Here is a 24195-nt window from a genome sequence, read left to right as displayed (position 1 = left end):
GCTCAGCCGCCGGTGCGACGACGCCGGAACCGCGGGAACATCACACCGCGTTCGTTGGGCTCCTCGACCTCGAGGCCGTAGCGGTCGCCGATCTCCTGCACGAACTCCGCCCGCCGCGCGCGCTCATACGCGCGTCGCTCCCGCTGGAAGGCGACGACGGTCGCCCAGCAGATGAGGAGCATGACGATGCTGAACGGCAGGGCGATGATGATCGCGGCGGTCTGCAGCGCCACGAGTCCGCCGGCGATCAGCAGGGCGATGGCGAGGATCGCGGTGACGAAGGTGAACAGCGCCCGCACCGGCCGGTTCGGCTCCGGGTTGCCGCCCGAGGCGATCATCCCCATGACGAGCGCGCCCGAGTCGGCCGAGGTGACGAAGAAGATCGCGATGAGGATGATCGCACCCACGGTCAGCAGCAGCGTTCCGGGCAGGTGCTCGAACAACTGGAAGAGCGCGCCCTCCACGTCGACCGATCCGTCGCTGCCGGTCATCGTGCCGGGCCGGTCCATCTCGAGCTTCACCGCCGATCCGCCCAGCACGGCGAACCAGAGGATGCCCACGAGGGTGGGCACGATGAGCACGCCCATCGTGAACTCGCGCACGGTGCGCCCCCGGCTCACCCGCGCGATGAAGATGCCCACGAAGGGGGCCCAGGAGATCCACCAGCCCCAGTAGAACGCCGTCCAGGCCGCCTGCCACTCCTGACCCGGGACGCCCTGGAAGGCACTCACACTGAAGCTCAGCCCGATGTAGTTCTGGAGGTACGCGCCGATCGACTGCACCCATTCGCGCAGCAGGTACGCCGTGTCGCCGGCGACGAGGATGTAGACCAGGAGCAGGCCCGCCAGCACGAGGTTGATCGAGGACAGCCACTTCATCCCGCGTCCGACGCCGGAGAGCACCGAGAACAGCACGCCACCGGTGATGATCGCGATGATGACGATCTGTTCGACCAGTCCCGGCTCGCTGATGATGCCGGCCGCCTCGAGTCCGGAGCTGATCTGCATGACCCCGAGACCGAGGCTCGTCGCGACGCCGAAAAGCGTGCCGACGAGGGCCACGGCGTCGATCGCGTGACCCCAGCCGCCGCGAACCCGGCGTCCGAGCACCGGCTCCAGCGCCCACCGGATCGACAGCGGACGCCCGCGGCGATGGATCGCGTAAGCCAGGGCGAGACCGACCACGACGTAGATCGCCCAGGCCTGCACGCCCCAGTGGAGGTAGGTCTGGGTGAGCGCCGACTGCGCGAGCTGAGCGGGGGTCCCCTCGACGCCCGGCTTGGGCGAGACGAAGTGGCTGAGCGGCTCGCTCACGCCGTAGAAGACGAGGCCGATGCCCATGCCGGCGGCGAACAGCAGCGCGAACCACGCCGGGGTGGAGAACTCGGGGGCGTCGTCGTCCTTCCCGAGCTTGATGTCGCCGAAGCGGCTGAACCCGATGAACAGGCAGAACGCGACGAAGAAAGCCGTGATGAGGACGTAGTACCAGCTGAAGCCGTCGACGATCGCGGTCTGGATGGTGCCGAAGAACGTCTCCGCCTGGCGCGGGAACGCGATCGCGAAGGCGCTGAAGACGAGCGTGACCACCGCCGCCGGAACGATGACCCAGAGGATCGGCCCGGTGCGGAACGGGCTCTGCGGGGCCTCCGTGGAGGGAGCGGCTTCGGCCGCGGCAGTGGCTTCCGAAGGGGACACGGCGTCATCGGCGGGTTCTTTGCTCACCCGCCGAGCCTACCGAGGCACCCTCCTCACGTCAGGCCGCCGCCGAGTGTCCACGACGCGCCGGGCGGGCACGGTCGCCGTCGGCGCGTCGTGGACACTCGGCTTCGGGGTTAGCGGGTGGGCCAGGCGGCGGCGAGCTTGGTGAGGAGTCGGGCGAGCTCCGCCCGCTCGGCATCGGTGAACCCCGTCAGCGCCTCCTGCAGCTGCTCGCGCCGTTGCCCGCGGAAGCCGCGCACGAGCCGGCGGCCCTCGTCGGTGAGGGCGGTGCGGGTGCGGCGCGCGTCGTCGGGGTCGGCCTCCCGCTGCACCAGTCCATGCTCGACGGCCTGCTGGATGAGGCGCGAGGCACGCGGCTGATCGACGCCGATCGCGTCGCCGACCTCGCTCACGCTCAGGGGATGCGACGCGGCCGCCAATGCGTCGAGCAGCCGCATCCGGGCGGGCCCTCCGGCGAACCGGACGTGGGGCCCGAAGCCGGGGCCGGGAACGCGCCCCCTTCCGAACGGTCCGGGATGCTCGTGGCCTCCGCCGAGAGGGCCCGGGGGTCCGGGCGGACCGAACGGCGGCCGACCACCGCCACGCAGCTGGCCCAGCGCGGTGACGATGGCGTCGAGGTCAGCGGCGTCTGTCATGCCTCAAAGATACATGTGGGTTGACATGCATTCCGATTCCATGTCACACTGCATGTACATGCGAAATGACATGCAATCCATGGAGGCCGACGGAGCCTCCACCGAAAGGACCTCTCATGACTGACACTCCTCTTTCTCACGACCGCCCGCTCGGGTACTGGCTGCGTTCGCTCGACGCCCTCCTCACCCGCGAATTCGCCCGCGTGCTCCACGCCGAGGGCGTCGACCGTCGCGACTGGATGATCCTCAACGTGCTCGACGACAGCGTCGACGCACCCCCGTTCGCCGAGCGCGTGCAGCGGGGCGGCAAGCGAGTCCGCGCCCTCGCCGAACGCGGCTGGGTCACCGAGTCCGACGGTCGCTGGACGCTCACCGACGAAGGGCGCGCCGCCAAGACGCGGCTGTCGGAAGCGGTGGACGGCATCCGCGCCACCGTGGCCGGAGCCGTCTCACCAGACGACTACGCCACCACGATGGCCTCCCTCGAGGCGATGGCCAGAGCGCTCGGCGCGGACGACGTCGACGCCGAGTCCCCGCGCGGGCGCGACGCTCTCGGCTTCGGCCCGCGCTTCGGCCCCCGCGGCTTCGGGCCTCGAGGCGGCTTCGACCCTCGCGCATTCGGGCCCCGGGGATTCGGGCCCCGGGGATTCGGGCCCCGGGGATTCGACCCCCGCGGCTTCCGCGCCCCGGGATTCGACGGCCCGGGGTTCGAGGCACACGGGGACGGCGCCCACGGTGACGGACGCCACGGTGACCGACCCCATGGGTTCCCGCCTCACGCGTTCCCGCCTCACGCGTTCCCGCCTCACGCGTTCCCGCCTCACGCATTCCCCCCGCACGCGTTCGGCCCGCACGACCGCGATCGCCGCGCCGACCGCCACATCGAGCGCGCCTACGAACGTGGTTTCGAAGCGGGGTTCACTCGCGGCCGCGAGTCCTGACCATTCCCACCGAGTGTCCACGACGCGCCGATCGCCACAGCGATCACGCGGCGCGTCGTGGACACTCGCGCGTGGGGGAAGGAAAGGGGGCGGGGGATCAGCGGCCGGGCGCGCCGGCGTCGGTCGCCCCCACGTCGGTGCGGTGGAAGTTCTGGAAGGAACGCGATGCGGTCGGCCCCCGCTGTCCCTGATACCGGTTTCCATAGGGACCGGAGCCGTAGGCTGACTCGGTGGCCGACGACAGGCGGAAGAAGCACAGCTGTCCGATCTTCATTCCCGGCCACAGCTTGATCGGGAGCGTCGCGACGTTCGAGAGCTCCAGCGTCACGTGCCCCGAGAATCCCGGGTCGATGAACCCCGCGGTGGAATGGGTGAGAAGGCCCAGCCGACCGAGCGACGACTTGCCCTCCAGGCGCGCGGCGACGTCGTCGGGGAGGGTCACCTGTTCGAACGTGGACCCGAGCACGAACTCGCCCGGGTGGAGGATGAACGGCTCGTCCGGCGCCACCTCGATCAGATGGGTGAGGTCAGGCTGGTCCTCAGAGGGATCGATGAACGGGTACTTGTGGTTGTCGAAGAGACGGAAGTAGCGGTCGAGGCGCACGTCGACGCTCGACGGTTGCACCATCTCGGGGTCCCAGGGGTCGAGACCGACCCGGCCGTCGGCGATCTCCTGGCGGATGTCACGGTCACTGAGCAGCACGCGGCAAGCCTAGCGGCGCGAGACCCCGACGATCACCCCAGAGGACGACGCCATCTCCCCCCTGCGGCGGATGTCTTCGCGGGCGCCGATCCGTAGCGTGAAGGTATCGGGGCAGGCTTCGCCTCGACGGAGGGGCAAGGCTTCGCCTCTCGGGTGCAGGGCCGGGCGGTCGGGGGGCTGTCCGGCCCGTTCCCGTCTTCGCGGCCGTTTATCCCTGGCTGCCCTATCGAGCGCCGAAAGCGTGGGACCGCTACCATGCGCCTATGCACACACCTTTTACTCGGCGCCAGAGGATCGCAGCGCTGCTCCTCACCGCCGCTTTCGTCTCTGCCGGGGCGATCGTCAGCGCCCCCGCCACCGCCGCCACGCCGAGCACTTCGGCAATTGTTGCCCCCGCGCCGGCCGCAGCAGCAAAGAACAAGATCACCTTCGGCAAAGTCACCGCGAAGACGGCGCCGTACAAAGGGAAGTCCACCGTCAAGCCCAATGTGAAGACGACGGGCAAAGTCACGGTGAGCAAGAAGACCCTCACGGTGAAGAAGGGCTCACGGACCGTCGCGAAGAACAAGACCTCCGTCAAGCTCCCGGCCGGCACCTACCGCGTCACTCAGAAGGTGACCTACCGCACCTACTCGACGAAGACCACCACCACGAGGGTCAAGAAGAAGGTCGTCGGCGTCGAGGCGTATGACGGTGTGACCGTGACCTGCGTCGCGTCCGCCGTCACGCCCGAATTCGAAAGCGGAGAGACCGAGCCATGGCGCGCGGACATAGTCGCCCGATGCACCTCGCCCCGATTCGACGGTTCGATCACCTTCGACGGCTTCCTCGAAATGGACGACGACGAGTGGTGGGGCATGAGCGATGACTACGTGTACTCGATGGCGGTGGTCGCTCTCCCCTCGGTGGGAGTCAGCTTCACGGGCGACCTCGACGCCGACCGCGACCTCATGAAGACCACGTACGTCACGCAGAAGAAGACGAAGAAGGTCTACTCCGGCACCAAGACCAAGACGTCGAAGGCGCAGACCCTGGTCGTCAAGCAGAAGAAGAAGCCATCGTCGGTCTGGGGAACGGGCGGATACAACTGTCCCGCCGGATACCCGATCAAGGGCAATGCCGACAGCATGATCTATCACGTGCCCGGCGGCGCCTACTACAGCCGCACCATACCCGAGGAGTGCTTCGCGACCGAGGCCGCCGCCCGCGCGGCCGGATACCGGAAATCGAAGCGCTGAAAAGCGTCGCATTCCTCGCAGGGACGGCGGGCAGTCGGGGGACTGCCCGCCCTCGTCTGTTTAGGCCCGGCGACCGGATTCGGATAGTGACCTGACGGACCGCTAGCGTTCGACTATGCACATACCTTTCTCCGGCCGCCGCAAGGCTGCAGCGCTGCTCCTGACGATTGCGGTCATCTCGGGTGGGGCGCTCTCCGCCACTCCCGCCAATGCCACCTCCACTCCGGCCGCCCATTCTGTCCCTGCCGCGTCGAAGAACTCCGTCAGCTTCCTCAAGATCCCAGGCAAAACGGTGTCGGCAAAGGGAACGGCGAAGATCACTCCGAAGATCAAGAAGACCGGGAAGGTGGAGGTCTCGAAGACGACGCTGACCGTGAAGAAGGGATCGAACACGGTCGCGAAGAACAAGACATCGGTGAGCCTGCGCCCCGGCACCTACAGCGTCACGCAGAAGGTGACGTACCGGACCTTCACGACCAAGACCACGACGACGAAGGTCAAGAAGAAGGTCGTCGGAGTCCCTGCCGAGACTCCGGTCGAGGTCACTTGCACCGCCAGCTCGCTCGAGCCCCAGTTCCTGGACGAGACAGAGGTCGAGCCGTGGGCCTACCTCGCTGAGGTCTCGTGCACCTCGCCGAAGTTTGACGGACCCCGCGTCCTGGAGCTCTTCTTCATCGACGTTGACGGCCAGTGGGGCGGGATCACCGAGACCTTGACGGATATCGTCATCACCGACCAGCTCCCCTCCGCCGGAGTCGCTTTCGGTGCGGTGTACGTGTCGCAGGACGACTTGATGAAGACCACGTACATCACCAAGAAGACCACGAAGAAGGTGTACTCGAAGGTCATCACGAAGACGTCGTCCACGCAGAAGCTGGTGATCAAGAAGCGTCGCTGATCGGGGTGGGCGCCGCAGACGCGACGCCCCGGTGAACGCACGCCATGACCGACATCATCACTGAGAGGGCTACCGCGAAGGACAGGATCTTTGCGGTAGCCCTCTTCGCGGCGCTCTACGTTGCCCTCACCGTCTGGATCTTGATCGGGGCCGACCTCGTCGGCGACGGTGCCTTCCGGCTCGTCAAGAACCTCGGATACGCCGCAATCGTCGCTGAGGTGCTCGCGAGTGCGGCCTCTCCCCTCGGAGGCGTGCTGTTCGTGGCGATCGGCCGGCTCGTGGCACCGCTCGTGGAGGAGCTGGTGTTCCGCGAGATCCCGTTCGGGCGCCTGCGTCATCGCCTCCCGACCTGAGCGGCCTACGTGCTGACGTGCGCGGTGTTCGCCGTCATCCACCTGCGCGGTATCGAGGAGTGGCCGCTCGCCGTGCTCTACGCCGGGTTCGCGGCAGCCCTCGCGACGACGTATCTGCTGACGCGCCGGAACATCCTCGCGTCGATCGCCGTCCACGCGATCTGGAACACCACGGGCCTCGTCGCCCTGCTCCTCACCACGACCGCGTGACTTTGGCGCACCCGCGTCGAGCGAGTAGGCTTGCGACACCTCGTCCGACCGCAGGATCCTGCGGGAGCCGGGGTTCGGGGCTGTAGTTCAATGGCAGAACTTCTGCTTCCCAAGCAGACAGCGCGGGTTCGATTCCCGTCAGCCCCTCCAACTTCTCCTTGACATGGTCAAGGAGGTCGCGCGGACCCGACAGAAGCTGCGACACTACGGCACATTCGAACGTGGTGGGCAACCACAGTGGCTCCGTCCACTCGCACCGCTGCCGAAGTCTCCGCCGCCGGGACCTCAACCCTTACCGACACGTCCAGCCGCCGTCACTACGTTGGCAAAGCGAGCGACGCTGAGAGCAATGATCGACAGGGAATCTCGAACACCGCCCGCGCGGCCGCCTTGCCAACATGGCTCGACCACGACAATCTAGACAGAGCCCACCTTGGCATCGGAGACCACACCCCCATCGACCGAATCAACAACGGTCGAGGTCAGCACAGGATCGCTCGCGCTGATGAGTGGAGAGTCCGCGTCTTCGGATCCGGTCGTCTCCGTCACTTTCGCGAAGACCGCGGAAGGGTCCCACGCGAGGTCGTTCGCTCCCGCACGTGATCACCAGCTAGTGAAGGCCTTCACCTCGCGTCTCTTCGTACGCCACAAGCAGGGTCGGTGCGGAGTAGGTCATTTACGAAGCTGTGCACCTTCGACGGCATCTCGTGAAGGGCGCCGCTCGCCTCGCAAAGTGCGCCGTAGCCGAGGATTCCCGCCACAAGATGCTGGGCGAGCGCTGCTACGTCGGTTCCGGATGCTAGATTCCCATCCTCCAGCGCCTCCGAGAGCAGTTGCTCAAGAGACGATGTCCACGTCGCGAGTGGATTATTCTCCGGGTTCAGGTCCGGCCGCTCGGCGTGGAGGCGGAGCGCCGCTCGCGCGGAGGCGTCTCCGGCGTAGCGATCGGCCGCAACCTCGCAGGCGCGACGCAGCTGCCGGATACCGCCAGTCATTCCCGCCAGTACGGCGACGAAGTCACCCTCGGTCATCACCTGACGAGCGAGTTCTTCCTTGGTTCTCGCATAGTGCTGAACGTAGGAACGTCCTTTCCCGAGCCTGGACGCGATTCCGGCGAAGGTCGCTCCGTCGAAACCTCTGAAGGCGAACTCTGCGGCGGCTGCTTCGAGAAGCTGTGTGCGGGGGGTCACGCGACCACGTTAGCCGCGCACCCACATGGACGCGAGGAGGGAGGGCAGCTCAGCGATCCCTCCCTCCTCTCACGTGTCAGCGGGCTAGTGCCGTCTCGTTCAGCTCACGCTGCACCGCTGCCAGACGTCGCTGATGGAAGGCGATGAGGATGACGCGTCGCCAGTATGGCTCCGCGAGAAGGCCGGGGTGGTCGACCTGCAGCATGGCCGAGACGAGCAGGGCAGTAACAGCCGCCGTGAGGGCGAAGAGGGGGCCCATCCAGACGGCATGACTGCCAACGGCCACAGCGACCACGACCACCGAGACCGTCGTGAGAGCGCCAGACAGAGTACCGAAGACGCGGTACCGCCCGGCCGGTGCCGCAAACGCCATCCCGGCCGCGACACCCAGGAGAGCGGTCAGCGCGTACACCACCAGCTCAGGAAAGTCGGTCATCTCAGTCGTTCCTCTCAGCGCTGAGCGAAGTCAGCACTTCACACGCCAGATGCTACCGGGCGCCGGGACGACGTTGAAGAACAGGCACGTGCGTGGGCTATCTCCCTGCGCGAGATTCGCCTGCAACTGCACGTAGGATCCCCACACGGAGCAACCGACCGTGAAGCCGGGAGCGCTTCGCGCGAAGATGCCACACATTCCCACGGCCGCAGCATAGTCGCGGGACCGTGAGGTCTCTGTCCGGGTCAGCTTCATGCCCCACCCAGCACCAATCCAGACCCAGCTCGGGTCAGCGACAATCGGGTACACGGTGTCCGTGGTGGGCTCGACCAGCTGGACGAGCTTCCCACCTCGGACCTCGTAGGAGGTCGGCACGTCGTTCCCGTTCGCGTCACGAGCCCACGCAGCGGCGACCGGAACAAAGTTGCCATCCGCCTTATAGAACATCGCCTCGCCGCGGTCGCTCACCGCTGGCATGTATCCGCTCAGGCTGTAGCTGAACTCATGAGGACTGTCGGCACCAGCGATAACGGTCTGCACCCGTGTGCTGCCGTCGGAGAGCGTCTGCACGGCGACCGCATCCCCGGGCTGCGTCGCGTCGGCGTATACGACAGTGCCGTCGTCCGCGACCACACCCTTGCCAACTGTGAGCTCGTCCGGCAAACCGAGGGAGACCCTGTTGCCTGCGTCGTCACTGACGACGATGTCGCTTTCCGGGTTCAGCGGAACCCGCGTCGTGATCCCGTCCACATGGACGCTCGACGCGGACAAGTTTACGACGCCTCGCGCTGCGAGCTTTGCGCCCGGGGCGACCTCCTGGATCAGCGCGCTCACCTCTTCGACATCAGCCTGCCCGTCCAACGCGTAGACCGGCGCGGTGAAGCTAATGATCAATGCGGCAGCCAACGACATTGCCGCGACCGGCCAAAGACTCCGACCTCGAATGCGAAGTGACATGTTCCTGCTTTCGTTCAAGGGTCGGACGGTTCCTACCCCTTCGGACACTACGGACCGGCTTGCTGTACGTCTGTAGGCCAAAGAGTGGACATTCGTACAGATCGCGTCGTCCCGGCAGAACGCTGATAAGCGTCGCGCCTCGGTCGACCGACCCAAGGGGCTACTGCCACCTGCGTGCCGCGCCACCAAACGGCCTTCCGCCGAGACGAGCTCGTACGGGGCGACCAAGCCGATATGAGAGCTCAGCTGGATGCGAAGGCCCAGGTGTTCTTCCCCGTGGGGTTGTGAACGCGGTCTGACCGCATGCCCCCACCGAGTCGCTCCTCGCCCCGTTCTACGACCTCAACACCACCCTCCCCTTCCAGTTGCCCGAGGTCGTGCGCGCGAAGGAGTACCACGCGTATGACGGCGTCAGGCTCGCGTTCGCGGTGGAGGAAGCGGACACGATCGGGTCGTTCGGGCTGTCGCACCTGCGAACGGTGGAACGAGACGCCGGGCTCCCTCCGGGACACCTCGAGGACTTCGCCACTCACGTCGCGGTGAACATTCAGGCCGCCGTCGCAGACGTCGTGGGCACGCTCCCCGCCGCTCTAAAGCGGATGCCCGCTGTAGGGCTGTACCCGTACGCGACGTTCGCGCAGATCGCACGCGTACGAGACGTGCTGGCGGGCTGACCGCCCCTGGCCCGCCCGCGCCCCTCAGCGCCCGGCGCCGCCGACGATGGTTCCGGCGTGGTCGGCGATCCACTCCATGAGCGGGAGCATGCGGTCCATCAGTTCGCGACCGAGCGGAGTGAGGCTGTACTCGACGTGCGGCGGGACGGTCGGGAACGACTCCCGGTGCACGAGGCCGTCGGCGCTCAAGGTCTTGAGGGTGGAGGCCAGCATCTTCTCGCTGATCCCGGGAACGCCGCGCTTGAGCTCACCCCATCGCTGCGTGCCGTCCGACAGCGTCGACAGCACCAGCACGCCCCACTTGCTCATGACGTGGTCCAGCACGACCCTCGTCTCGCACTGCTCCGAGAAGACTCCGGGGATCGTCTCCCGGATCTGCGCATAACTCACTGCCACGTGGGTACCTTACCTGAAAGTGGGTATCGCCGTTCGGGAAGGTAAGCAGTGAGCGTGAGCGTTGACCCTGACGTCCGTTCACGAAAGGAACACCATGACCGTTCTCATCACCGGTGCCACCGGTCACCTGGGCCGCCTCGTCGTCGAGAGCCTCCTCACCCGCGGCGTCGCCGCCTCCGACATCGTCGCCGGCGCGCGCGACACCGCCAAGGCCGCCGACCTCGCCGCCCGGGGCGTCACCGTCGCCCCCCTCGACTACACGCAGCCCGAGACGATCGCGGCGGCCCTGCAGGGCGTGGACAGCGTGCTCCTCATCTCCAGCTCCGAGGTGGGCCAGCGTGCCCCGCAGCACCAGGCGGTCATCGATGCCGCCGCCGCAGCGGGTGTGGCGAAGTTCGTCTACACGAGCGCCCCGAAGGCGACGACGAGCGACCTCGTGCTCGCTCCGGAGCACAAGGCCACCGAGGAGGCGATCGCCGCCGCCGGCCTTCCCGCGGTGATCCTCCGCAACAACTGGTACACCGAGAACTACGCCGCCGACGTGGCGCGCGCCCGTGAGACCGGCGTGATCGCCGCGAGCGTCGGCGAGGGCCGCGTGGCATCCGCGAACCGCGCCGACTACGCCGACGCCGCCGCCGTGGTGCTGATCGAAGACGGTCACATCGGACAGGTCTACGAGCTCGCCGGCGACGTGGCGTGGACCTACGCCGAGCTCGCCGCTGCTGCCGCAGAGGTGCTGGGCCGCGACGTGACCTACCAGAACCTGACGCCCGAGGAGCACGCCGCCGCGCTCGAGGCAGCCGGGCTCGACGCCGGCACGGCCGGCTTCGTCGTCGCGCTCGACGCCGGCATCCGTGGAGGCGCCCTCGCCGACACCGACGGCACCCTCTCGCGCCTCATCGGACGGCCCACCACCCCGCTCGTCGAGGGGCTTCGCGCGCTCGTCTGAACCCACCGCCTCCAGGGATCTGGGACCGCGGGGCGCCGACCGGCCGATCGGCGCCTCCGCGTCCCGAGGAAAATGAGGCAACTCGCGAACTTCTCCCCCATTCGCACTAGCGCCCCCGAACCGCTTTATGAGAGCCTTCTCATAAATGGCGGACTGGGGATGACCATGATCAACACGCGCTCGCGTATCGGCGCACTCGCACTATCGCTCGCGCTCGCAGGGGCGGGGACTCCTGCTATGGCAGAGGAGACCACTCCCGAACCGGAGACTCTCCTCACCTTGAGCGACCCGAAAGCCGTCCTCTCGCTGCCGGCCGGAGATGGCGTGCGCGACAGCGCGAGTTTCGCCCTCACGGCAGACAGGGCGACAACGGTCTCGGTCGATATCGTCGGGCAGGACGGCAGCACCGTCATCAGCTCTCTGGCACCGATTTCCCTTACTGAGACGGCACTGACGGCGAACGTCACGGTGAATGTCGCCGGATTGCCCGCGGGTCTCCTGTCGGTCAAGGCGACCCCCTCCCTGGGCGCGCCGGTCTTTTCGCCTCTGCGCGTCGGGTCCGGAAAGCCGACGAAGGCCACGGTGTCACTGAACCCCCGCACCATCCACACGTGGAGCGGAAGCTCGGCACGATCGACCGTCGCGACCGTGTCCGCGGTCGACGAGACGAATCTCACGATCCCGTTCACGGGGACGGTCACGGCCGTCGTGGGCTCGGCGAAGTACTCGGTCGCCGTCGCGTCGCCCCGCGGTGAGACAGTTACGGCGACGATCCCCGCGTCCAAGCTGAAGGCGGGGAGCGGAAAGGTGACCGCCTCGGTCACTGCCAACGGCGGAAAGGCGACCTCGAGCGCCGTCTCGCTGACGGTGCGCGCGACGGCGATCGCGTCCACGAAGGTCGCTCGCTCGACGTCGGTGGTCTACCCGACGAAGGACGGCTACAAGGACAGCGTCAAGCTCACCGCCACGTCGACGACGACCACGGGCTCGGCGATTCCTGTCACCGGAACGGTCAAGATCCTCAACTCCAAGGGCAAGACCGTCAAGACGTGGAAGCTGTCGTCGAGCAAGACCTGGTCGGGTGTCTGGAACGGCAAGACCGGTTCCCGCGTGGTCTACGGAAAGTACACCGTCAAGACATCGCTCAAGGGCCCCGAGGGGACGACCCGGACCGCGAGCACGACCGTTCAGGTGAAAAAGGGAAAGCTCGTCTCGAAGTCGCTCAAGACGACGGTCAAAGCGAACAAGATCCTGACCGCTTACATCGATCTCGGGGACTGGGACTACAACGACTGCTGGCAGAACTACTACGTGCTCGGTGACATCTTCTGCGACGGTGACGATTCGATCGACGGCCTCTCCCTGATGGCCAGTGGTACCCGCACCGTCCCCACTGCCGTCGTGAACGCGCAGAAATACGGGGGCGCGAAGGTGCGTATCACCGCGAAGGTGTCGAGCCTGTATGGCGATGCCGCCTGGGGCTATGCGCCCGTGGGCAAGGACCTGTCCACCTCCGCCGCGATCCGTTCGACGGGCAACAATTCTCCGGGGTGGCTCTCGCTGCCGGCAACGACCAAGAAGCTCGATGTGCTTCTCGGTCTGGGCGAGTACAGCTTCGTCGGGATCCAGACCTTCACGGTCGAGTACTCGTACAAAGTGCTCTCGACGAAGTGATGCCCGTCGGGGTGTGACCACTGCCGCGACATCGCTCTAGCGGGCGCAGAGGACGCGCCCCTATGCTGACCTCAGCGCGCGGGGGCGCGCCATTCACACTCGAAGATCTGGGGACCTCGTGATGAACAAACGTGCCGTCGGCCGCGTCCGGAACAAGTGGGCCGCCGCGGCGCTGGCCGCCGCCCTCACCGTGAGCGGCGTCGCCGTCGGCGTCTCGTCGGCTTCCGCCGCTCCCGTGGGCGCCAGTGCGATCGCGGGCGCGATCGTCGCTCCGCCGGCGCAGGCCGCCAAGAAGGTGATGGTGACCACCGCCGATCTCAACCTGCGGAAGTCGCCGTCGACCAAGGCGAAGATCCTGACGACGTTGAAGAAGGGCACCAAGGTCACCGTCATCGGGTCGAAGAGCTCCTGGCGGAAGGTCACCGCGGGCAAGCGCACGGGATGGGTCTCCGGCAAGTTCCTCGCGGCGCCTCCCGCCAAGACCTCCGTGAAGATCGCGAGCATCGTCCCCGTCGAGGGCTCCACCGTGATCTCCGGAAAGCAGGTGCGGGTCTCCGGATCGGCATCCAAGAACCTCGCCGGAAAGAAGCTCACCGTCAAGGTCAAGGTGGGATCGGGCTGGCAGACGCTGAGCGCGAAACCGAAGGTCACGAGTGCCGGGAAGTTCACCTTCACCGTGAAGGCAATCGGGATCGGCAAGACGACCTACCGCGTCGTTTTCGCCGCGACGAAGACCGGCAAGAGACTCGCCGCCTCCAGCGCGTCGCGCGCCGTGACGGTGTGGAAGTGGCTCCCCCTCGCCGGCCAGCGGATCGTCGACTCCGAGGCCGCATGGGGATGGTGGGAGCCCAACCCGTCCGTCGTGACGATGGCCGGCACCACCTACCGGGACGGACTCCTCGGTCGCTCCCGCGGAGGCCGCGTGACGTGGTCGGAGTTCAACACCTCGTTCCAGTGCCGGACGTTCACGGCCCTCGCCGGCGCCGATGACAGCTCGTCGGGTGCGGCCGTCGGAACGAGCTTCGCCTCCGTCGACGGATCCGACGTCGCATCGAGCCTGGTGGATCTGAAGCTCGGCAAGCCGACCCGCATCACCGTCGACCTCACCGACGTGATGCGTCTGCGCCTGAGCGTGTTCGGCTCGTCGAGCACCGCTGTCGCCGCGGCGTGGGGCGACGCGCGCATCCTGTGCAAGCAGGACGTCAACCCCCGCGACTGAGCTCTTGCGGGCGCGACGCTCGGTCGGAATCAGTCTCGGCCGGACAGCACCGCGCGGTAGCCCGTGCGGTAGTCGGGATACTCCAGCTCGCCGAGGAGCGAACGCAGGAGGCTGCCATCGAGTTCGATCCCGTCGCGGCCCGGCTCGGCAGCGGGAGGAGGGGCGACGTGCAGTTCGGCGGCGAGGAACCTCACCACGTCACCGAGCGGAGCGGGCGCCGCGTCCACGGCGTGCACCAGGGCGGGCGGATCCGCCAGCGTGAGCAACAGGTCGAGAGCTCGCACCAAGTCCACCTCGTGGATCCGATTGGTGCGGCGGACGTAGTCCACCGGTGCGGCGGCGCGCACCTGACGAAGGAGGTACTCCCTCCCGGGCCCGTAGATGCCCGCGGGGCGGACGATGATCGCGTCGAAGAGCTCGACCGCGGCCCTCTCCCCCGCGAGCAGCTCCCGCGCGCGGTCCGACGCCGGCTGCGGGAGATCGCGCTCGGTCAGCGCGTGGCCCGGGTCCTTGCCGTCGAAGACCCCCGTCGACGAGACGAAGATCACCCGCGACGGACGCTCGGGCAACGCCGCCGAGAGGTGTTCCAGCTGCGCGCGGTACCCGGCGCCTTCGCCGCGCCGAGGCGGAAGCGTGACGACCACCGAGTCGACCTGCGGAAGGGGTTCGCGCGCCGGAGCGTCGAGGTCGACGGCGACCGCTTGGAACACGGGCGGGAGACCGTCGGTCGTCCGTCGCAGTGCGATCACTGATTCTCCGCGCGCGTACAGCCGGAGACCGAGCCGTACGCCCACCTTCCCGCACCCGACGAGGAGAGTCGCCCCCGGTCGCCGATCGTGTCCCGTCATCCGTCGCTCCCGCCCGCGCCGCTCCACGTCATGAACACGTCGACGTCGTCCTCGCTGTCGACGACGAAACCGTTCCGCTCGTAGAGGCGTCGTGCGGGGCTGCCCTGCAGGACGTTCAGACGGGTTCGACCCTCGAACGGTTCGGCGAGGACCGTGCGCAGCACCCGGGAGCCCGCTCCGCTCCCCTGGCGCGCCGGGGGCAGGTAGAAGTGCTCGATCCAGCGGACGGAGTCTTCCGGCCGCACCGTGATCGACCCCGCGTCCTCCCCGTCGCAGACGATGATGCGCGTCCATCGGGGCTGGAAGGCGGCGCGCATCCGGTCGCGCACGCGCACCTCGTCGAACCGCCCGAGCCGTTCGAGATCAGAGCGGAGGACGACGGCGCGCAGCTCCACCAGCCAGTCGATGTCTCCCGCGACGCTGTCGCGCAGCCCGATCTCCATCCGCTCAGCCTAAGCAAGCCGCCGAGTGTCCACGACGCGCGGGATGCGCTGCGCCCGAGGGCGCGTGTCGTGGACACTCGGCGGTGGGTTACTTCGCGACCCGCTTCGGGGCAGAGGTCTTCGTGACGCTCTGGTACCCGCTCTTGCTCACGGTGATGGTCACCGTGAGCTTCTTGCCGGCGTCGGCCTTCTTCACCGTGTAGGTCGAGCCCTTGGCCCCGGCGATCGCCGTGCCGTTGCGGTACCACTGGTACTTCTTGGTCGCAGCGGGGCTGACCGTGAGGGACGCGGTGAGCTTCTTCCCCACCTTGGCGGTACCCGTGATCTTCGCCGGGCCCACCTTCGTGAACACCTTGGCGACGGTCACCGGAGCCGACGTGACGGTCACCGACTGGTATCCGCCACGGGAGACGGTCACACGCACGGTGAGCTTCTTGCCGGCGTCCGCCTTCTTCACCGTGTACGTCGCGCTCTTGGCGCCGGCGATCGGCGAGCTGCCCGAGAACCACTGATACGTCTTCTTCGTGGGCTCGGGGCTCACCGACACCGTCGCCGTCAGCTTCTTGCCGACCTGCGCGGTCCCGGTGATCTTCGGGGTGGAGACGCGCGTGAACACCTTCGCCACGGTGGTCGGCGTGGAGGTCACGGTGACCGCCTCATAGCCGGCTCGGGTAAGGGTGACCGCGACGGTGAGCTTCTTCCCGGCGTCTGCCGCGCGCACCGTGTAGGAGGCCGAGGTGGCCCCGGCGATCGCCTTTCCGTCGACGGACCACTGGTACGCCTTCGCCGCATCCGGGCTCACCGACACCGACGCGGTCAGCTTCTTGCCGACCTCGGCGGTGCCCGTGATCTTCGGGGCGCCCACCGACGCGAACACGCGGTCGACCTTCACCGACCCGGATGTCGCCGATGCCGAGGTCCAGCCGGCACGCGACGCCGTGACCCGCACCGAGAGCTCGGCACCGCGGTCGGCCGCGACCACGACGTACGAGCTCGCCGTGGCGCCCGAGATGGCGGCACCGTCACGGAGCCACTGGTAGTCGACGTGATCCACCGCCGGCGTGAACTCCCCCGCCGAGGCGGTGAGGGTCTGCCCCACGCGGGCGGTGCCGCTGATGGTGGGAGCTGCGACGACCTCGAGCACGGGCTCGACGATCTTCTCCAGCGCGGCGATCGCGTCGGTCACGAGAGTCGTGGCCGCGTCGGCCTGCTCCGCCGAGGGCGCAGAGGCGGCCAGGACGATGCGCGCCTTCTCGACGGCTCGATCCAGCACAGACAGCGAGGCAGCCGTGTAGAGCGAGCGGTCGATGCCGTCGGCCTCGTCGACGAGCGCGGCCAACGACGCGGTGTCGACGGTCGAGGGCGCATACGACACGAGCGCGAAGTCGTCGAAGGTGCCCCACGCGCCGGCCGAGGCGTTCGTGAGCGAGCCGGAGATCTGTGCTTCACCGTTCGCCCCCACCTGGACGACCACGCTGGAGGGGTTGTGCTCACCCCAAGCCGTGAGCGACAGCGGCGTCTCGAACGTGCCCTCCGACGTGACCGCCCGCAGCGTCGCCGCGCCGGAGGTGAAGGCACCGCCGTGCGCGACGGCCGACAGCTGGTAGCTGCCCGGCTCGAGGCCGGTCACCGTCTGGCTGACCGCCGTGGAGAACGAGTTGCCGGAGTAGAACTTGAAGGCACGCGTGCCGGACGAGGCATCGGCCGTCGCGGCGATCGACCCACCGGTTCCGGTCACGGTCCACGGGGTGGTTCCCGATTCGAAGCCGGGGTTGGCGACGTGGTTGGTGGTCGACGCGGTGACCGTCACGGTCGCGGTGGCGGTGAGCCCTCCCGCGGCGACACCCGACACGCTGTAGATGCCGGGGCTCGTGATCCACGACACCGCGTCGGACCACTCCACGTCCGCGGATCCGGTGGACCCGTCGTTGTACTCGACGGTCACGGTGGCAGGCAGGGCCACGTCGGATGCGCGGGAGAACGTGAGCGACACCGGCTGGACGGCGACGACCTCGCGGGGCGCCGTGGTCCCCGTGTAGACGTACTCGAACGTCGACAGCGACGACAACGGCGTGCCGTCGGCGGCGAACAGGGCCTGGTTGTCCCATGCCGAGCCGCCGTAGTAGACGCCCGCGTCTGCGGGGTCGTACTCCGCGGCCGCCGAGCTCGCCCAGCCCGAACCGTCCCGCTCCCACAACGCCTTGTTGGCCTCCAGCGCGCTGGGCGGACCGACCGGAAGCCACGCGGGCTCCCAGTAGTAGACGCCGAGCCCGGCGCCGTCGTCGACCCGGCTGACGGCGGCGATCACGTCGCGGAGTGCGCGGGACTGCCCCTGCACCGAGACCGGGTACTGCGTGGCCGCGGCGGCGGTGCGGATGACGTTGGGGTGGCCGTCCGCGTCGTCGAGCGTGTACGCCCACGAGGTCTCGGCGACGATCACCTTCTTGCCGTACTGGTTGACGATCTTGTTGAGCTCGTTCGTGAGGTTGGCGAGCGTGCCGTGCCAGAACGCGTAGTAAGACGAGGCGAAGACGTCGTAGTCCACGCCGTAGTTCTGGAGCGACGCGGCGAACGTCGTGTAGTTGGCCCGGTTGGGGTTGGTGAAGTGGACGGCCACGAGGGCGTCGGGGAACACCTGCCGAACAGCCTCCGAGCCCGCCTGGAAGATCTGCGCGATGTTGGCCCACGAGGTCTCCCCCGCGACACCGTTCGTGGTCTCGTTGCCGACCTGCACCATGCGCACGTCGACGCCCTCGTCCTTCATGAGGGTGAGCGCGTCGATCGTGTAGGCCTTGGCCGCCGCTGCCTTCTGCGCGATGCCGAGCCCTGTCCACGCCTTGGGTGCCTTCTGCTTGCCGGGGTCGGCCCAGAAGTCGGAGTAGTGGAAGTCGACGAGGACGCCGAGCCCTGCCGCCGTGGCGAGCTTGCCCATCTCCGTGGCGCGCTCGGCGTCGACCGTGCCGCCGCCGTAGCCGGCGCCGGTGGTGGAGTTGTACGGGTCGTTCCACACCCGCAGCCGGACGTCCGTGACGCCGTGGTCGGCCAGCACCTCGAAGAGGTTGGCCGGCTGACCGGCATCGTCGCGGAAGACGACTCCCGAGTCGATCAGCGAGAGGTAGGAGGAGATGTCCACGCCCATCGTGAAGTCGGGCGACAGTCCGTCGACCTTCTCCACGTAGATGTCGGCGTCGACCGGGCCGGTATCGGCCGCCATCGCGGGAGTCGCGCTGACCCCCAGAATCAGAGCGGCGGCTGTGCCGAGGGCGGCCAGACGCACCCAGTGCTGTCTCACGTTGCTGTCATCCCATCTTCTTCGAGGGGTCCGAGTGTCCGAGCGGCGACCATGCTGCACGCGGAGGAACTGTGACCGGTCACAGTCTGTAACCGGTCACAGTCTAGAGCCACCGCCGGACGTCCTGCAACGGCCGAGTGTCCACGACGCGCGGAGCGGGGGCTCCTCGGATGCGCGCGTCGTGGACACTCGGCGGGGGTGGGGCGGGGGCGGGGCGGGGCGGAGGTGGGGTGGGGGGGTGGGGGTCAGGAGGAGAAGTCGACGCGGATGCCCTCGCGCTCCGATTGGGCGGCGGCGGCGGCCAACCGGTGCACGGTCAGGGCTTCCTCGGGTGTCGCGCAGCCGAACCGGTCGCCCAGCTGCCCGGCGCGCTCGGCGAGGAAGGCCGCCCACATCTGGAGGATGGCGTCGGAGAAACCCGACTCGAAGATGCCCCCGGTAACCGTCGGCCACACCGACTGGCTGCCGACCTGCACGCGCTGCCACGTCTGCTCGCGGCCGAGCCCCGGGACGTCGGCGATCGCGAAGTAGTCCACCGTCTTCGGCAAGGCGGTGGAGAAGCGCGCTCCCCCCGACATGCCGACGACGTCGAGATACCAGGTGTTCTTCTCGCCCGGCGCGACTCTCTCGACGCGGACATCGAGCGGGAACCCGGCCTCGGCCGGTCCGGCGTCGGCGTGGAAGGCGGCGTTCTCCCACGTGTCCACCCGCACCGGCTCGCCACCGGGCCCAGGACGAGTGGCGACCAGGTCGGACAGCTGCGCCGTGAGCCGGCGCGGCGTCCACCCCAGTCGCAGCGGAACGTGCCACGCGTGCATGCCCAGGTCGTTCATGACCCCGACCTCTCCGCAATACTGCGCCTGGCGCTTCCAGTTGATGGGCTTGGCGGCATCGAGGTCGCTGGAGTGCAGGAACCCCGACCGTACGCTGATGAGCCGACCGGCGGCACCCGACCGCGCATAGTCGATCACGGCCTGCGCACCGGGGAAGAAGGGCATCTCGCTGGAGACCCGCACGAAGGCTCCGGCGCGGTCCGCCTCGGCGATCACCCTCTCGGCAGCACCCTGATCGATGCCGAACGGCTTCTCGGCGAGCAGGTCCTTCCCGGCGTGGAGGGCACGCGTGTACAGGCCTTCGTGGAGGTCGTGCCGCACGGCGATGTAGACCACATCGATGTCGCTGGCGAAGAGCTCGTCGGCATCCGTCGTCAGGGTCTGGACGGTCTCGATCTGGCGGAACCACTCCAGCGCATCCGGGTTGATGTCACAGACGGCGGTCAGCACTGGGCGCGACGGATGGTCGATGAGGGCGGGCCAGCGACGGATCGCCGCCGCGATCTCGCGCCCCATGAGTCCGCCGCCCACGATGCCGATCTTGACGACGTCGCTCATCGGTCCGACTCCTCGAGCTCGGCGAGAGCGTCTTCGGCCGTCGCACCGTCGTGCAGCACACTCAGGAGCGCGCGGGTGACGGCGGCCGGGCGGGGGTGCTGGATGATGTTCCGGCCGTAGACGATGCCGCTCGCTCCCTGTTCCAATACGGCGACGGTGCGCTCGAGCAACGTGCGGTCGTCCACGCGCCCTCCTCCGCGCACGAGAACGGGCACGTCTCCGGCGACCTCGATCACCCGGTGGTACTCCTCGATGCGATCGGCGGGGTCGGCCTTGATGAGGTCGGCGCCCAGTTCGACGGCTTGGCGCACCAGGGTCACGATCTTCTCGATGTCGCCATCGACCCCGTAGCCGTCGGCCTCCGCCCCCTGCATCACGAGCGGTTCGACCATGAGCGGCATCCCGTACCGCGTGGCCTCGCGACGCAGTTCGATGATCGAGCGGATGCAGGCCTCACGGATCTCCGGCCGACCGGGAAGCTGCATCAGGTTGACGCAGACCGCGACGGCGTCCAGCCGCACCGCCTCCTCGATGGCGTGGGGCACGTGGTGGCTGAAGATGTGGGCATCGAGGGGCCGGCCGTAGACGTTCGCGACGTCGGTGCGCATCACGAGCGCCGGCTTCTGCTTGCCCGGGATCGACTGCAGGTGTCGGGCCTGGCCGAGGGTGAGCTGCACCGCATCGGGGCCGGCGTCCACGAGCGTCGCGATGACGGAACGCATGTCCTCGATGCCGTCGAGGAACGACCGTTCGCCGAAGAACCCGTGATCGACGGCGACATCGAGAGCGCGTCCCGATCGGGCGTCGAAGAGTCGATGGAGGCGAGGGAGCATCTGTGATCCGTCCTTGTGATGTCGTGGGAGTGGTGGAACGGCTGCAACAGTAGTACGGTGAGACAACGTTGTCTAGCACCTCGATGCCGAGCGCTGGACTGTCCTCAGCGCGATCGACACACGAGGAGCACAATGCGCGCCATCGTCGCCGGGCACATCTGCCTCGACTTCACGCCCCGCCTGCCCGCCGGAACCGACATCCGTCCTGGAACCCTCCGCGAAATCGGACCGATGGCGGTGTCGGCCGGCGGCTGCGTCTACAACACCGGGAGCGCGATGGCCGAGCTCGGCGTCGACGTCCGGCTCGCGGCGGAGATCGGCGACGACGTGCTCGGCGACCTGCTCGAGAGCCAACTGACGGCGGAGCACCTGCACGTCGACCTCCTGCGCAGCCAGACGCACGCGACCTCGTTTTCGATCGTGGTGGAGCGGCCGGGCGAGGACCGGTCGTTCTGGCACCACGTGGGCGCATGCGGCGACTTCGACGGCTCGGCCGTCGATCTGTCGGAGGCGGATGTCCTGCATCTCGGATACCCCTCGCTGCTGCCCGCCCTGAGCGCCGACGGAGGACGAGCACTCACTGCGCTCCTCCGACGCGCCCGCGCCGCCGGGCTGGTCACCTCCGTCGATCTGGCCGTCGTCGACGACTCGTCCTCGCACACCGACTGGCCGGCGCTGCTCAGGCAGGTATGCGCCCTCACCGACGTGCTGACACCCAGCATCGACGACTTGCAGTCCGCTTTCGGCTCCGCGGAGACCGCGGGGCCCGAGACGGTGGTCGAGCGAGCGGAGTGGGCGATCGCGCAGGGTGCTGCCGTGGTCGCCCTGTCTGCCGGGGCGCGCGGCAGCTACCTGGCCGTGGCCGACCACGCGCGTCTCGACGCCGCTCCGGACCTCCTCTCCCGGCACGCGCCGCACTGGTCGGGATACCGCGGCTGGATCGCGGCACCGCCCGTGGGTGATGTCGTCACGACCAACGGGGCCGGTGACGCCCACAGCGGCGGCTTCCTCGCTGCGCTGATGCGAGGCCACGATCCACTGACGGCGGCCCGATACGCCGCCGAAGCGGCGCGGGCTAGAATCCAAGGACTTCCGATTCGCGAATCGATTCCGCTGTGAATCACTCCGTCGCGAGCTTCCCGTGGACGAGAGGTGTCGATGGCAGACATCACGCGACGTCGGCCGACCATGACAGACGTCGCTGAGCGTGCGGGCGTGAGCCTGAAGACGGTTTCGCGAGTCATCAACGGTGTCACCACCGTCGACGAGCAGATGGCGGATCGCGTGCGCGCCGCCGCCGCTGAGCTGGGATTCCGCCCGAACCAGATGGCCGCCACCCTGAAGTCGGGTGCCGCAACGGCGATGATCGGGCTGGTGATCAAGGACATCTCCAACGAGTTCTACGCCTCGATCACCCAGGGGGCGGTGGAGGTATCGGCCCAGCGAAAGGTGCAGCTGATCACCTCCAGCAGCACCGATGAGGACGTGAGCGACGAGAGCGAGCTCGCGACGATCTTCGAGCTGTGTCGCAGACGCGCGGACGGCCTGATCGTCGTCCCGCGTGGCCACGACCAGTCGCCGCTGGCCCAGGAGATGGAGATGGGCACACCGATGGTGTTCGTCGACCGCGAGCCGGTGGGCCTCGACGCCGACAGTGTCGTGGTCGACAACGTCGGCGGTGCGGCAGCGGTGATCGACGCGCTCGTGGCCGAAGGGCACACCCGGATTGGAATGGTCCTGGACTCCCTGGAGATCGCGACGCTCCGCCAGCGGCACGACGGCGCCGTCGCGGCGATCCGCGCACACGGGCTGTCGGTCGACGAATCGCTGATCCGCTCGGGCGCACACGGGCCGGAGGCGTCGGCTGCCGCCGTGGCGGCCCTGCTGGATGCACCCGAACCGCCCACCGCGATCTTCTGCGGAAACAACCGCGCCACGATCGGTGCCGTCGAGGAGATCTGGCGGCGTCGCTCCGACACCGCCGTCGCCGGATTCGACGACTTCCACTTGGCGCACCTCATGCCTTTCCCCCTCACCCTCGCGTCGTACGACGCGACGGAGCTCGGGCGCCGGGCGGCTCAGCTGCTCTTCTCCCGCATCGACGGATACCGCGGACCGGGACGCAAGGAAGTGCTCCCCGTCACCGTCGTGCGCTCAGGTATCGGAAGCGAGGCTCTCTCATGACACTCTCCCCCGTCGCCCTCCCGGCCAACCAGCCGCGCGACCGGTTCTACGCCGGCGGCGAGCGCATTGCGCGCTTCCGCGGCGTCGGTTCGGCGGCCCCTCACACCCCGGAGGACTGGGTGGGATCCACGACCACCCTCTTCGGCGACGCGCAGATCGGGCTGACGCCGTGGGACGGCGGCAGTCTGCGGGATGCCGTGGAGGCCGATCCGCTCGCCTGGCTGGGTGAACGCCACGTCGCGCGGTACGGAGTCGACACGATGCTTCTGGTGAAGCTGCTCGATGCCGGCCAGCGCCTCCCCGTTCACGCCCATCCCGACGATGCGTTCGCGCAGCGCACCCTGGGCCGGGCGCACGGCAAGTCGGAGGCCTGGTACATCCTCGAACCGGGCGAAGTGTTCCTCGGTCTGCGTCGCGACGTGGATGAACGCGAGCTCGCGGCCCTCGTTTCGGCGCAGCGCGTCGACGAGTTGCGCGATCTCCTGCACACCCGCCGGGTGGATGCCGGCGACACCGTCTTCGTTCCCGCCGGCATGTTGCACGCGATCGGCGCGGGAATCCTCCTGGTCGAGGTACAGCAGCCGGAGGATCTGTCGATCCTGCTCGAGTGGCGCGACTTCGACATCGACGGCGCCGCGGCAGGCCATCTCGGTCTCGGGTTCGAGGTGGCACTCACGGCGGTGACGATGTCGCAGACGTCCCCGGCGGCCATCGATGCGCTGATCTCGCGCGATCACGCGCGGTCGTCGGCTCTGGTCGGCGAGGCGGACGAGTTCTTCGTCATCGAGCGCTTCGCCGCCGGCGAGGCGCCGCTGGATGCCGGCTTCGCCGTGGTCGTGGTTCTCGACGGCGAGGGCGAGCTGCACACCGAGGCCACCTCGCTCCCCCTGTCGCGGGGCGCCACGGTGCTGCTGCCGCACGCCGCCGGCGCCGTGCGCATCTCCGGCGACGTGCACGGTGTCGTGTGCCGCCCGCCGTCTCCCTGACGGACGACGCACGGCACCCGCCCCGCT

24 protein-coding genes and 1 tRNA gene are annotated in these 24195 nt (G+C 68.3%); 13 read left to right on the top strand and 12 right to left on the bottom strand.

What is annotated here, in order from left to right; genetic code table 11:
* Window positions 1-2: 2 nt before the first annotated feature.
* Together QM591_RS02850 and QM591_RS02845 are read right to left on the bottom strand one after the other, a co-directional pair.
* Window positions 3-1721, bottom strand: coding sequence for a BCCT family transporter (locus QM591_RS02850; protein ID WP_415129402.1), 1719 nt, complete (start codon window positions 1719-1721; stop codon window positions 3-5).
* 110 nt (window positions 1722-1831) lie between these two features.
* A complete protein-coding gene (locus tag QM591_RS02845) occupies window positions 1832-2353 on the bottom strand; it encodes a MarR family winged helix-turn-helix transcriptional regulator (protein WP_415129400.1) in 522 nt (173 codons plus the stop codon).
* A gap of 116 nt (window positions 2354-2469) precedes the next feature.
* Here QM591_RS02845 and QM591_RS02840 point away from each other — a divergent pair, with 116 nt between their 5' ends.
* On the top strand, window positions 2470-3294 hold the full coding sequence (locus QM591_RS02840; RefSeq protein WP_415129398.1) for a hypothetical protein: 825 nt from the start codon (window positions 2470-2472) through the stop codon (window positions 3292-3294).
* Between the two features lie 97 nt (window positions 3295-3391).
* Here QM591_RS02840 and dcd read toward each other — a convergent pair whose 3' ends face one another.
* Window positions 3392-3997 carry a dCTP deaminase gene (gene dcd / locus QM591_RS02835; RefSeq protein ID WP_415129396.1) on the bottom strand — a complete coding sequence of 202 codons (606 nt, stop codon included), beginning with the start codon at window positions 3995-3997 and terminating at the stop codon, window positions 3392-3394.
* A 263-nt stretch (window positions 3998-4260) separates the two neighbouring features.
* Here dcd and QM591_RS02830 point away from each other — a divergent pair, with 263 nt between their 5' ends.
* The 5 genes from QM591_RS02830 to QM591_RS02810 all read left to right on the top strand — a co-directional run bounded on the left by QM591_RS02830 (window position 4261) and on the right by QM591_RS02810 (window position 6846).
* Complete coding sequence (locus tag QM591_RS02830; protein WP_415129394.1) at window positions 4261-5235, top strand: hypothetical protein; 975 nt, start codon at window positions 4261-4263, stop codon at window positions 5233-5235.
* 115 nt (window positions 5236-5350) lie between these two features.
* Entirely contained in the window at window positions 5351-6133 is a 783-nt protein-coding gene (locus QM591_RS02825; protein ID WP_415129392.1) for a hypothetical protein, read from the top strand.
* Window positions 6134-6177: 44 nt separating this feature from the next.
* A complete protein-coding gene (locus tag QM591_RS02820) occupies window positions 6178-6486 on the top strand; it encodes a hypothetical protein (protein WP_415129390.1) in 309 nt (102 codons plus the stop codon).
* 9 nt (window positions 6487-6495) lie between these two features.
* Window positions 6496-6696: a type II CAAX prenyl endopeptidase Rce1 family protein gene (locus QM591_RS02815; protein WP_415129388.1), complete on the top strand. Its 201-nt coding sequence runs from the start codon at window positions 6496-6498 to the stop codon at window positions 6694-6696.
* Between the two features lie 76 nt (window positions 6697-6772).
* Window positions 6773-6846: transfer RNA gene (locus QM591_RS02810), tRNA-Gly, on the top strand.
* A gap of 473 nt (window positions 6847-7319) precedes the next feature.
* Here the strand turns inward: QM591_RS02810 and QM591_RS02805 are convergent.
* The 3 genes from QM591_RS02805 to QM591_RS02795 all read right to left on the bottom strand — a co-directional run bounded on the left by QM591_RS02805 (window position 7320) and on the right by QM591_RS02795 (window position 9279).
* Window positions 7320-7886, bottom strand: a complete 567-nt coding sequence (locus QM591_RS02805) for a TetR/AcrR family transcriptional regulator (RefSeq protein WP_415129386.1) — start codon at window positions 7884-7886, stop codon at window positions 7320-7322.
* Window positions 7887-7962: 76 nt separating this feature from the next.
* Window positions 7963-8322 carry a hypothetical protein gene (locus QM591_RS02800; protein ID WP_415129384.1) on the bottom strand — a complete coding sequence of 120 codons (360 nt, stop codon included), beginning with the start codon at window positions 8320-8322 and terminating at the stop codon, window positions 7963-7965.
* Window positions 8323-8352: 30 nt separating this feature from the next.
* Window positions 8353-9279: a hypothetical protein gene (locus tag QM591_RS02795; protein WP_415129382.1), complete on the bottom strand. Its 927-nt coding sequence runs from the start codon at window positions 9277-9279 to the stop codon at window positions 8353-8355.
* A gap of 365 nt (window positions 9280-9644) precedes the next feature.
* Here QM591_RS02795 and QM591_RS02790 point away from each other — a divergent pair, with 365 nt between their 5' ends.
* Window positions 9645-9953 carry a hypothetical protein gene (locus QM591_RS02790; protein ID WP_415129380.1) on the top strand — a complete coding sequence of 103 codons (309 nt, stop codon included), beginning with the start codon at window positions 9645-9647 and terminating at the stop codon, window positions 9951-9953.
* A 24-nt stretch (window positions 9954-9977) separates the two neighbouring features.
* Here QM591_RS02790 and QM591_RS02785 read toward each other — a convergent pair whose 3' ends face one another.
* Window positions 9978-10349 carry a winged helix-turn-helix transcriptional regulator gene (locus QM591_RS02785; RefSeq protein ID WP_415129378.1) on the bottom strand — a complete coding sequence of 124 codons (372 nt, stop codon included), beginning with the start codon at window positions 10347-10349 and terminating at the stop codon, window positions 9978-9980.
* 94 nt (window positions 10350-10443) lie between these two features.
* Between QM591_RS02785 and QM591_RS02780 the strand changes: the two genes are divergently transcribed.
* From QM591_RS02780 to QM591_RS02770, 3 genes are all read left to right on the top strand, one after another.
* Window positions 10444-11298, top strand: coding sequence for an NAD(P)H-binding protein (locus QM591_RS02780; RefSeq protein ID WP_415129376.1), 855 nt, complete (start codon window positions 10444-10446; stop codon window positions 11296-11298).
* Window positions 11299-11535: 237 nt separating this feature from the next.
* Window positions 11536-12972, top strand: a complete 1437-nt coding sequence (locus QM591_RS02775; RefSeq protein ID WP_415129374.1) for a hypothetical protein — start codon at window positions 11536-11538, stop codon at window positions 12970-12972.
* Window positions 12973-13093: 121 nt separating this feature from the next.
* Entirely contained in the window at window positions 13094-14191 is a 1098-nt protein-coding gene (locus QM591_RS02770) for an SH3 domain-containing protein (protein WP_415129372.1), read from the top strand.
* A 29-nt stretch (window positions 14192-14220) separates the two neighbouring features.
* Here the strand turns inward: QM591_RS02770 and QM591_RS02765 are convergent, their stop codons facing one another.
* The 5 genes from QM591_RS02765 to QM591_RS02745 form a co-directional block, all read right to left on the bottom strand.
* Window positions 14221-15039, bottom strand: a complete 819-nt coding sequence (locus tag QM591_RS02765) for a sugar nucleotide-binding protein (protein WP_415129370.1) — start codon at window positions 15037-15039, stop codon at window positions 14221-14223.
* A complete protein-coding gene (locus QM591_RS02760) occupies window positions 15036-15482 on the bottom strand; it encodes a GNAT family N-acetyltransferase (RefSeq protein WP_415129368.1) in 447 nt (148 codons plus the stop codon). Before QM591_RS02760 ends, QM591_RS02765 begins: the two co-directional genes overlap by 4 nt.
* Window positions 15483-15570: 88 nt before the next feature.
* Window positions 15571-18774 carry a glycosyl hydrolase 53 family protein gene (locus QM591_RS02755; RefSeq protein ID WP_415129366.1) on the bottom strand — a complete coding sequence of 1068 codons (3204 nt, stop codon included), beginning with the start codon at window positions 18772-18774 and terminating at the stop codon, window positions 15571-15573.
* A 245-nt stretch (window positions 18775-19019) separates the two neighbouring features.
* Window positions 19020-20165 (bottom strand): Gfo/Idh/MocA family protein, encoded by a 1146-nt coding sequence (locus QM591_RS02750; protein ID WP_415129364.1) that lies wholly within the window; start codon window positions 20163-20165, stop codon window positions 19020-19022.
* Complete coding sequence (locus QM591_RS02745) at window positions 20162-20998, bottom strand: class I fructose-bisphosphate aldolase (protein WP_415129362.1); 837 nt, start codon at window positions 20996-20998, stop codon at window positions 20162-20164. Before QM591_RS02745 ends, QM591_RS02750 begins: the two co-directional genes overlap by 4 nt.
* A 132-nt stretch (window positions 20999-21130) precedes the next feature.
* Here QM591_RS02745 and QM591_RS02740 point away from each other — a divergent pair, with 132 nt between their 5' ends.
* The 3 genes from QM591_RS02740 to QM591_RS02730 are packed head-to-tail and all read left to right on the top strand — an operon-like array spanning window position 21131 to window position 24168.
* Complete coding sequence (locus QM591_RS02740) at window positions 21131-22117, top strand: carbohydrate kinase family protein (RefSeq protein ID WP_415129360.1); 987 nt, start codon at window positions 21131-21133, stop codon at window positions 22115-22117.
* Window positions 22118-22156: 39 nt separating this feature from the next.
* Window positions 22157-23182, top strand: coding sequence for a LacI family DNA-binding transcriptional regulator (locus QM591_RS02735; RefSeq protein ID WP_415129358.1), 1026 nt, complete (start codon window positions 22157-22159; stop codon window positions 23180-23182).
* A complete protein-coding gene (locus tag QM591_RS02730; RefSeq protein ID WP_415129356.1) occupies window positions 23179-24168 on the top strand; it encodes a class I mannose-6-phosphate isomerase in 990 nt (329 codons plus the stop codon). The genes QM591_RS02735 and QM591_RS02730 overlap by 4 nt, the downstream gene beginning before the upstream one ends.
* Window positions 24169-24195: the final 27 nt, after the last annotated feature.

This window comes from Microbacterium sp., from assembly GCF_047607225.1.
In the GTDB taxonomy this organism is placed as follows: domain Bacteria; phylum Actinomycetota; class Actinomycetes; order Actinomycetales; family Microbacteriaceae; genus Microbacterium.
The sequence above is the reverse complement of the archived record's forward strand: the minus strand, read 5'-3'. Positions and strand labels throughout refer to the sequence as shown.

Excerpts from the sequence above, each read along its gene's own strand:
- QM591_RS02745 (WP_415129362.1), bottom strand. The coding sequence starts at position 20,998 with ATGCTCCCTCGCCTCCATCGACTCTTCGACGCCCGATCGGGACGCGCT.
- QM591_RS02740 (WP_415129360.1), top strand. The coding sequence starts at position 21,131 with ATGCGCGCCATCGTCGCCGGGCACATCTGCCTCGACTTCACGCCCCGC.
- QM591_RS02750 (WP_415129364.1), bottom strand. The coding sequence starts at position 20,165 with ATGAGCGACGTCGTCAAGATCGGCATCGTGGGCGGCGGACTCATGGGG.
- QM591_RS02735 (WP_415129358.1), top strand. The coding sequence starts at position 22,157 with ATGGCAGACATCACGCGACGTCGGCCGACCATGACAGACGTCGCTGAG.
- QM591_RS02830 (WP_415129394.1), top strand. The coding sequence starts at position 4,261 with ATGCACACACCTTTTACTCGGCGCCAGAGGATCGCAGCGCTGCTCCTC.
- QM591_RS02775 (WP_415129374.1), top strand. The coding sequence starts at position 11,536 with ATGGCAGAGGAGACCACTCCCGAACCGGAGACTCTCCTCACCTTGAGC.
- QM591_RS02730 (WP_415129356.1), top strand. The coding sequence starts at position 23,179 with ATGACACTCTCCCCCGTCGCCCTCCCGGCCAACCAGCCGCGCGACCGG.
- QM591_RS02800 (WP_415129384.1), bottom strand. The coding sequence starts at position 8,322 with ATGACCGACTTTCCTGAGCTGGTGGTGTACGCGCTGACCGCTCTCCTG.
- QM591_RS02840 (WP_415129398.1), top strand. The coding sequence starts at position 2,470 with ATGACTGACACTCCTCTTTCTCACGACCGCCCGCTCGGGTACTGGCTG.
- QM591_RS02760 (WP_415129368.1), bottom strand. The coding sequence starts at position 15,482 with ATGGAGATCGGGCTGCGCGACAGCGTCGCGGGAGACATCGACTGGCTG.
- QM591_RS02795 (WP_415129382.1), bottom strand. The coding sequence starts at position 9,279 with ATGTCACTTCGCATTCGAGGTCGGAGTCTTTGGCCGGTCGCGGCAATG.
- QM591_RS02845 (WP_415129400.1), bottom strand. The coding sequence starts at position 2,353 with ATGACAGACGCCGCTGACCTCGACGCCATCGTCACCGCGCTGGGCCAG.
- QM591_RS02820 (WP_415129390.1), top strand. The coding sequence starts at position 6,178 with ATGACCGACATCATCACTGAGAGGGCTACCGCGAAGGACAGGATCTTT.
- QM591_RS02770 (WP_415129372.1), top strand. The coding sequence starts at position 13,094 with ATGAACAAACGTGCCGTCGGCCGCGTCCGGAACAAGTGGGCCGCCGCG.
- QM591_RS02765 (WP_415129370.1), bottom strand. The coding sequence starts at position 15,039 with ATGACGGGACACGATCGGCGACCGGGGGCGACTCTCCTCGTCGGGTGC.
- QM591_RS02825 (WP_415129392.1), top strand. The coding sequence starts at position 5,351 with ATGCACATACCTTTCTCCGGCCGCCGCAAGGCTGCAGCGCTGCTCCTG.
- QM591_RS02780 (WP_415129376.1), top strand. The coding sequence starts at position 10,444 with ATGACCGTTCTCATCACCGGTGCCACCGGTCACCTGGGCCGCCTCGTC.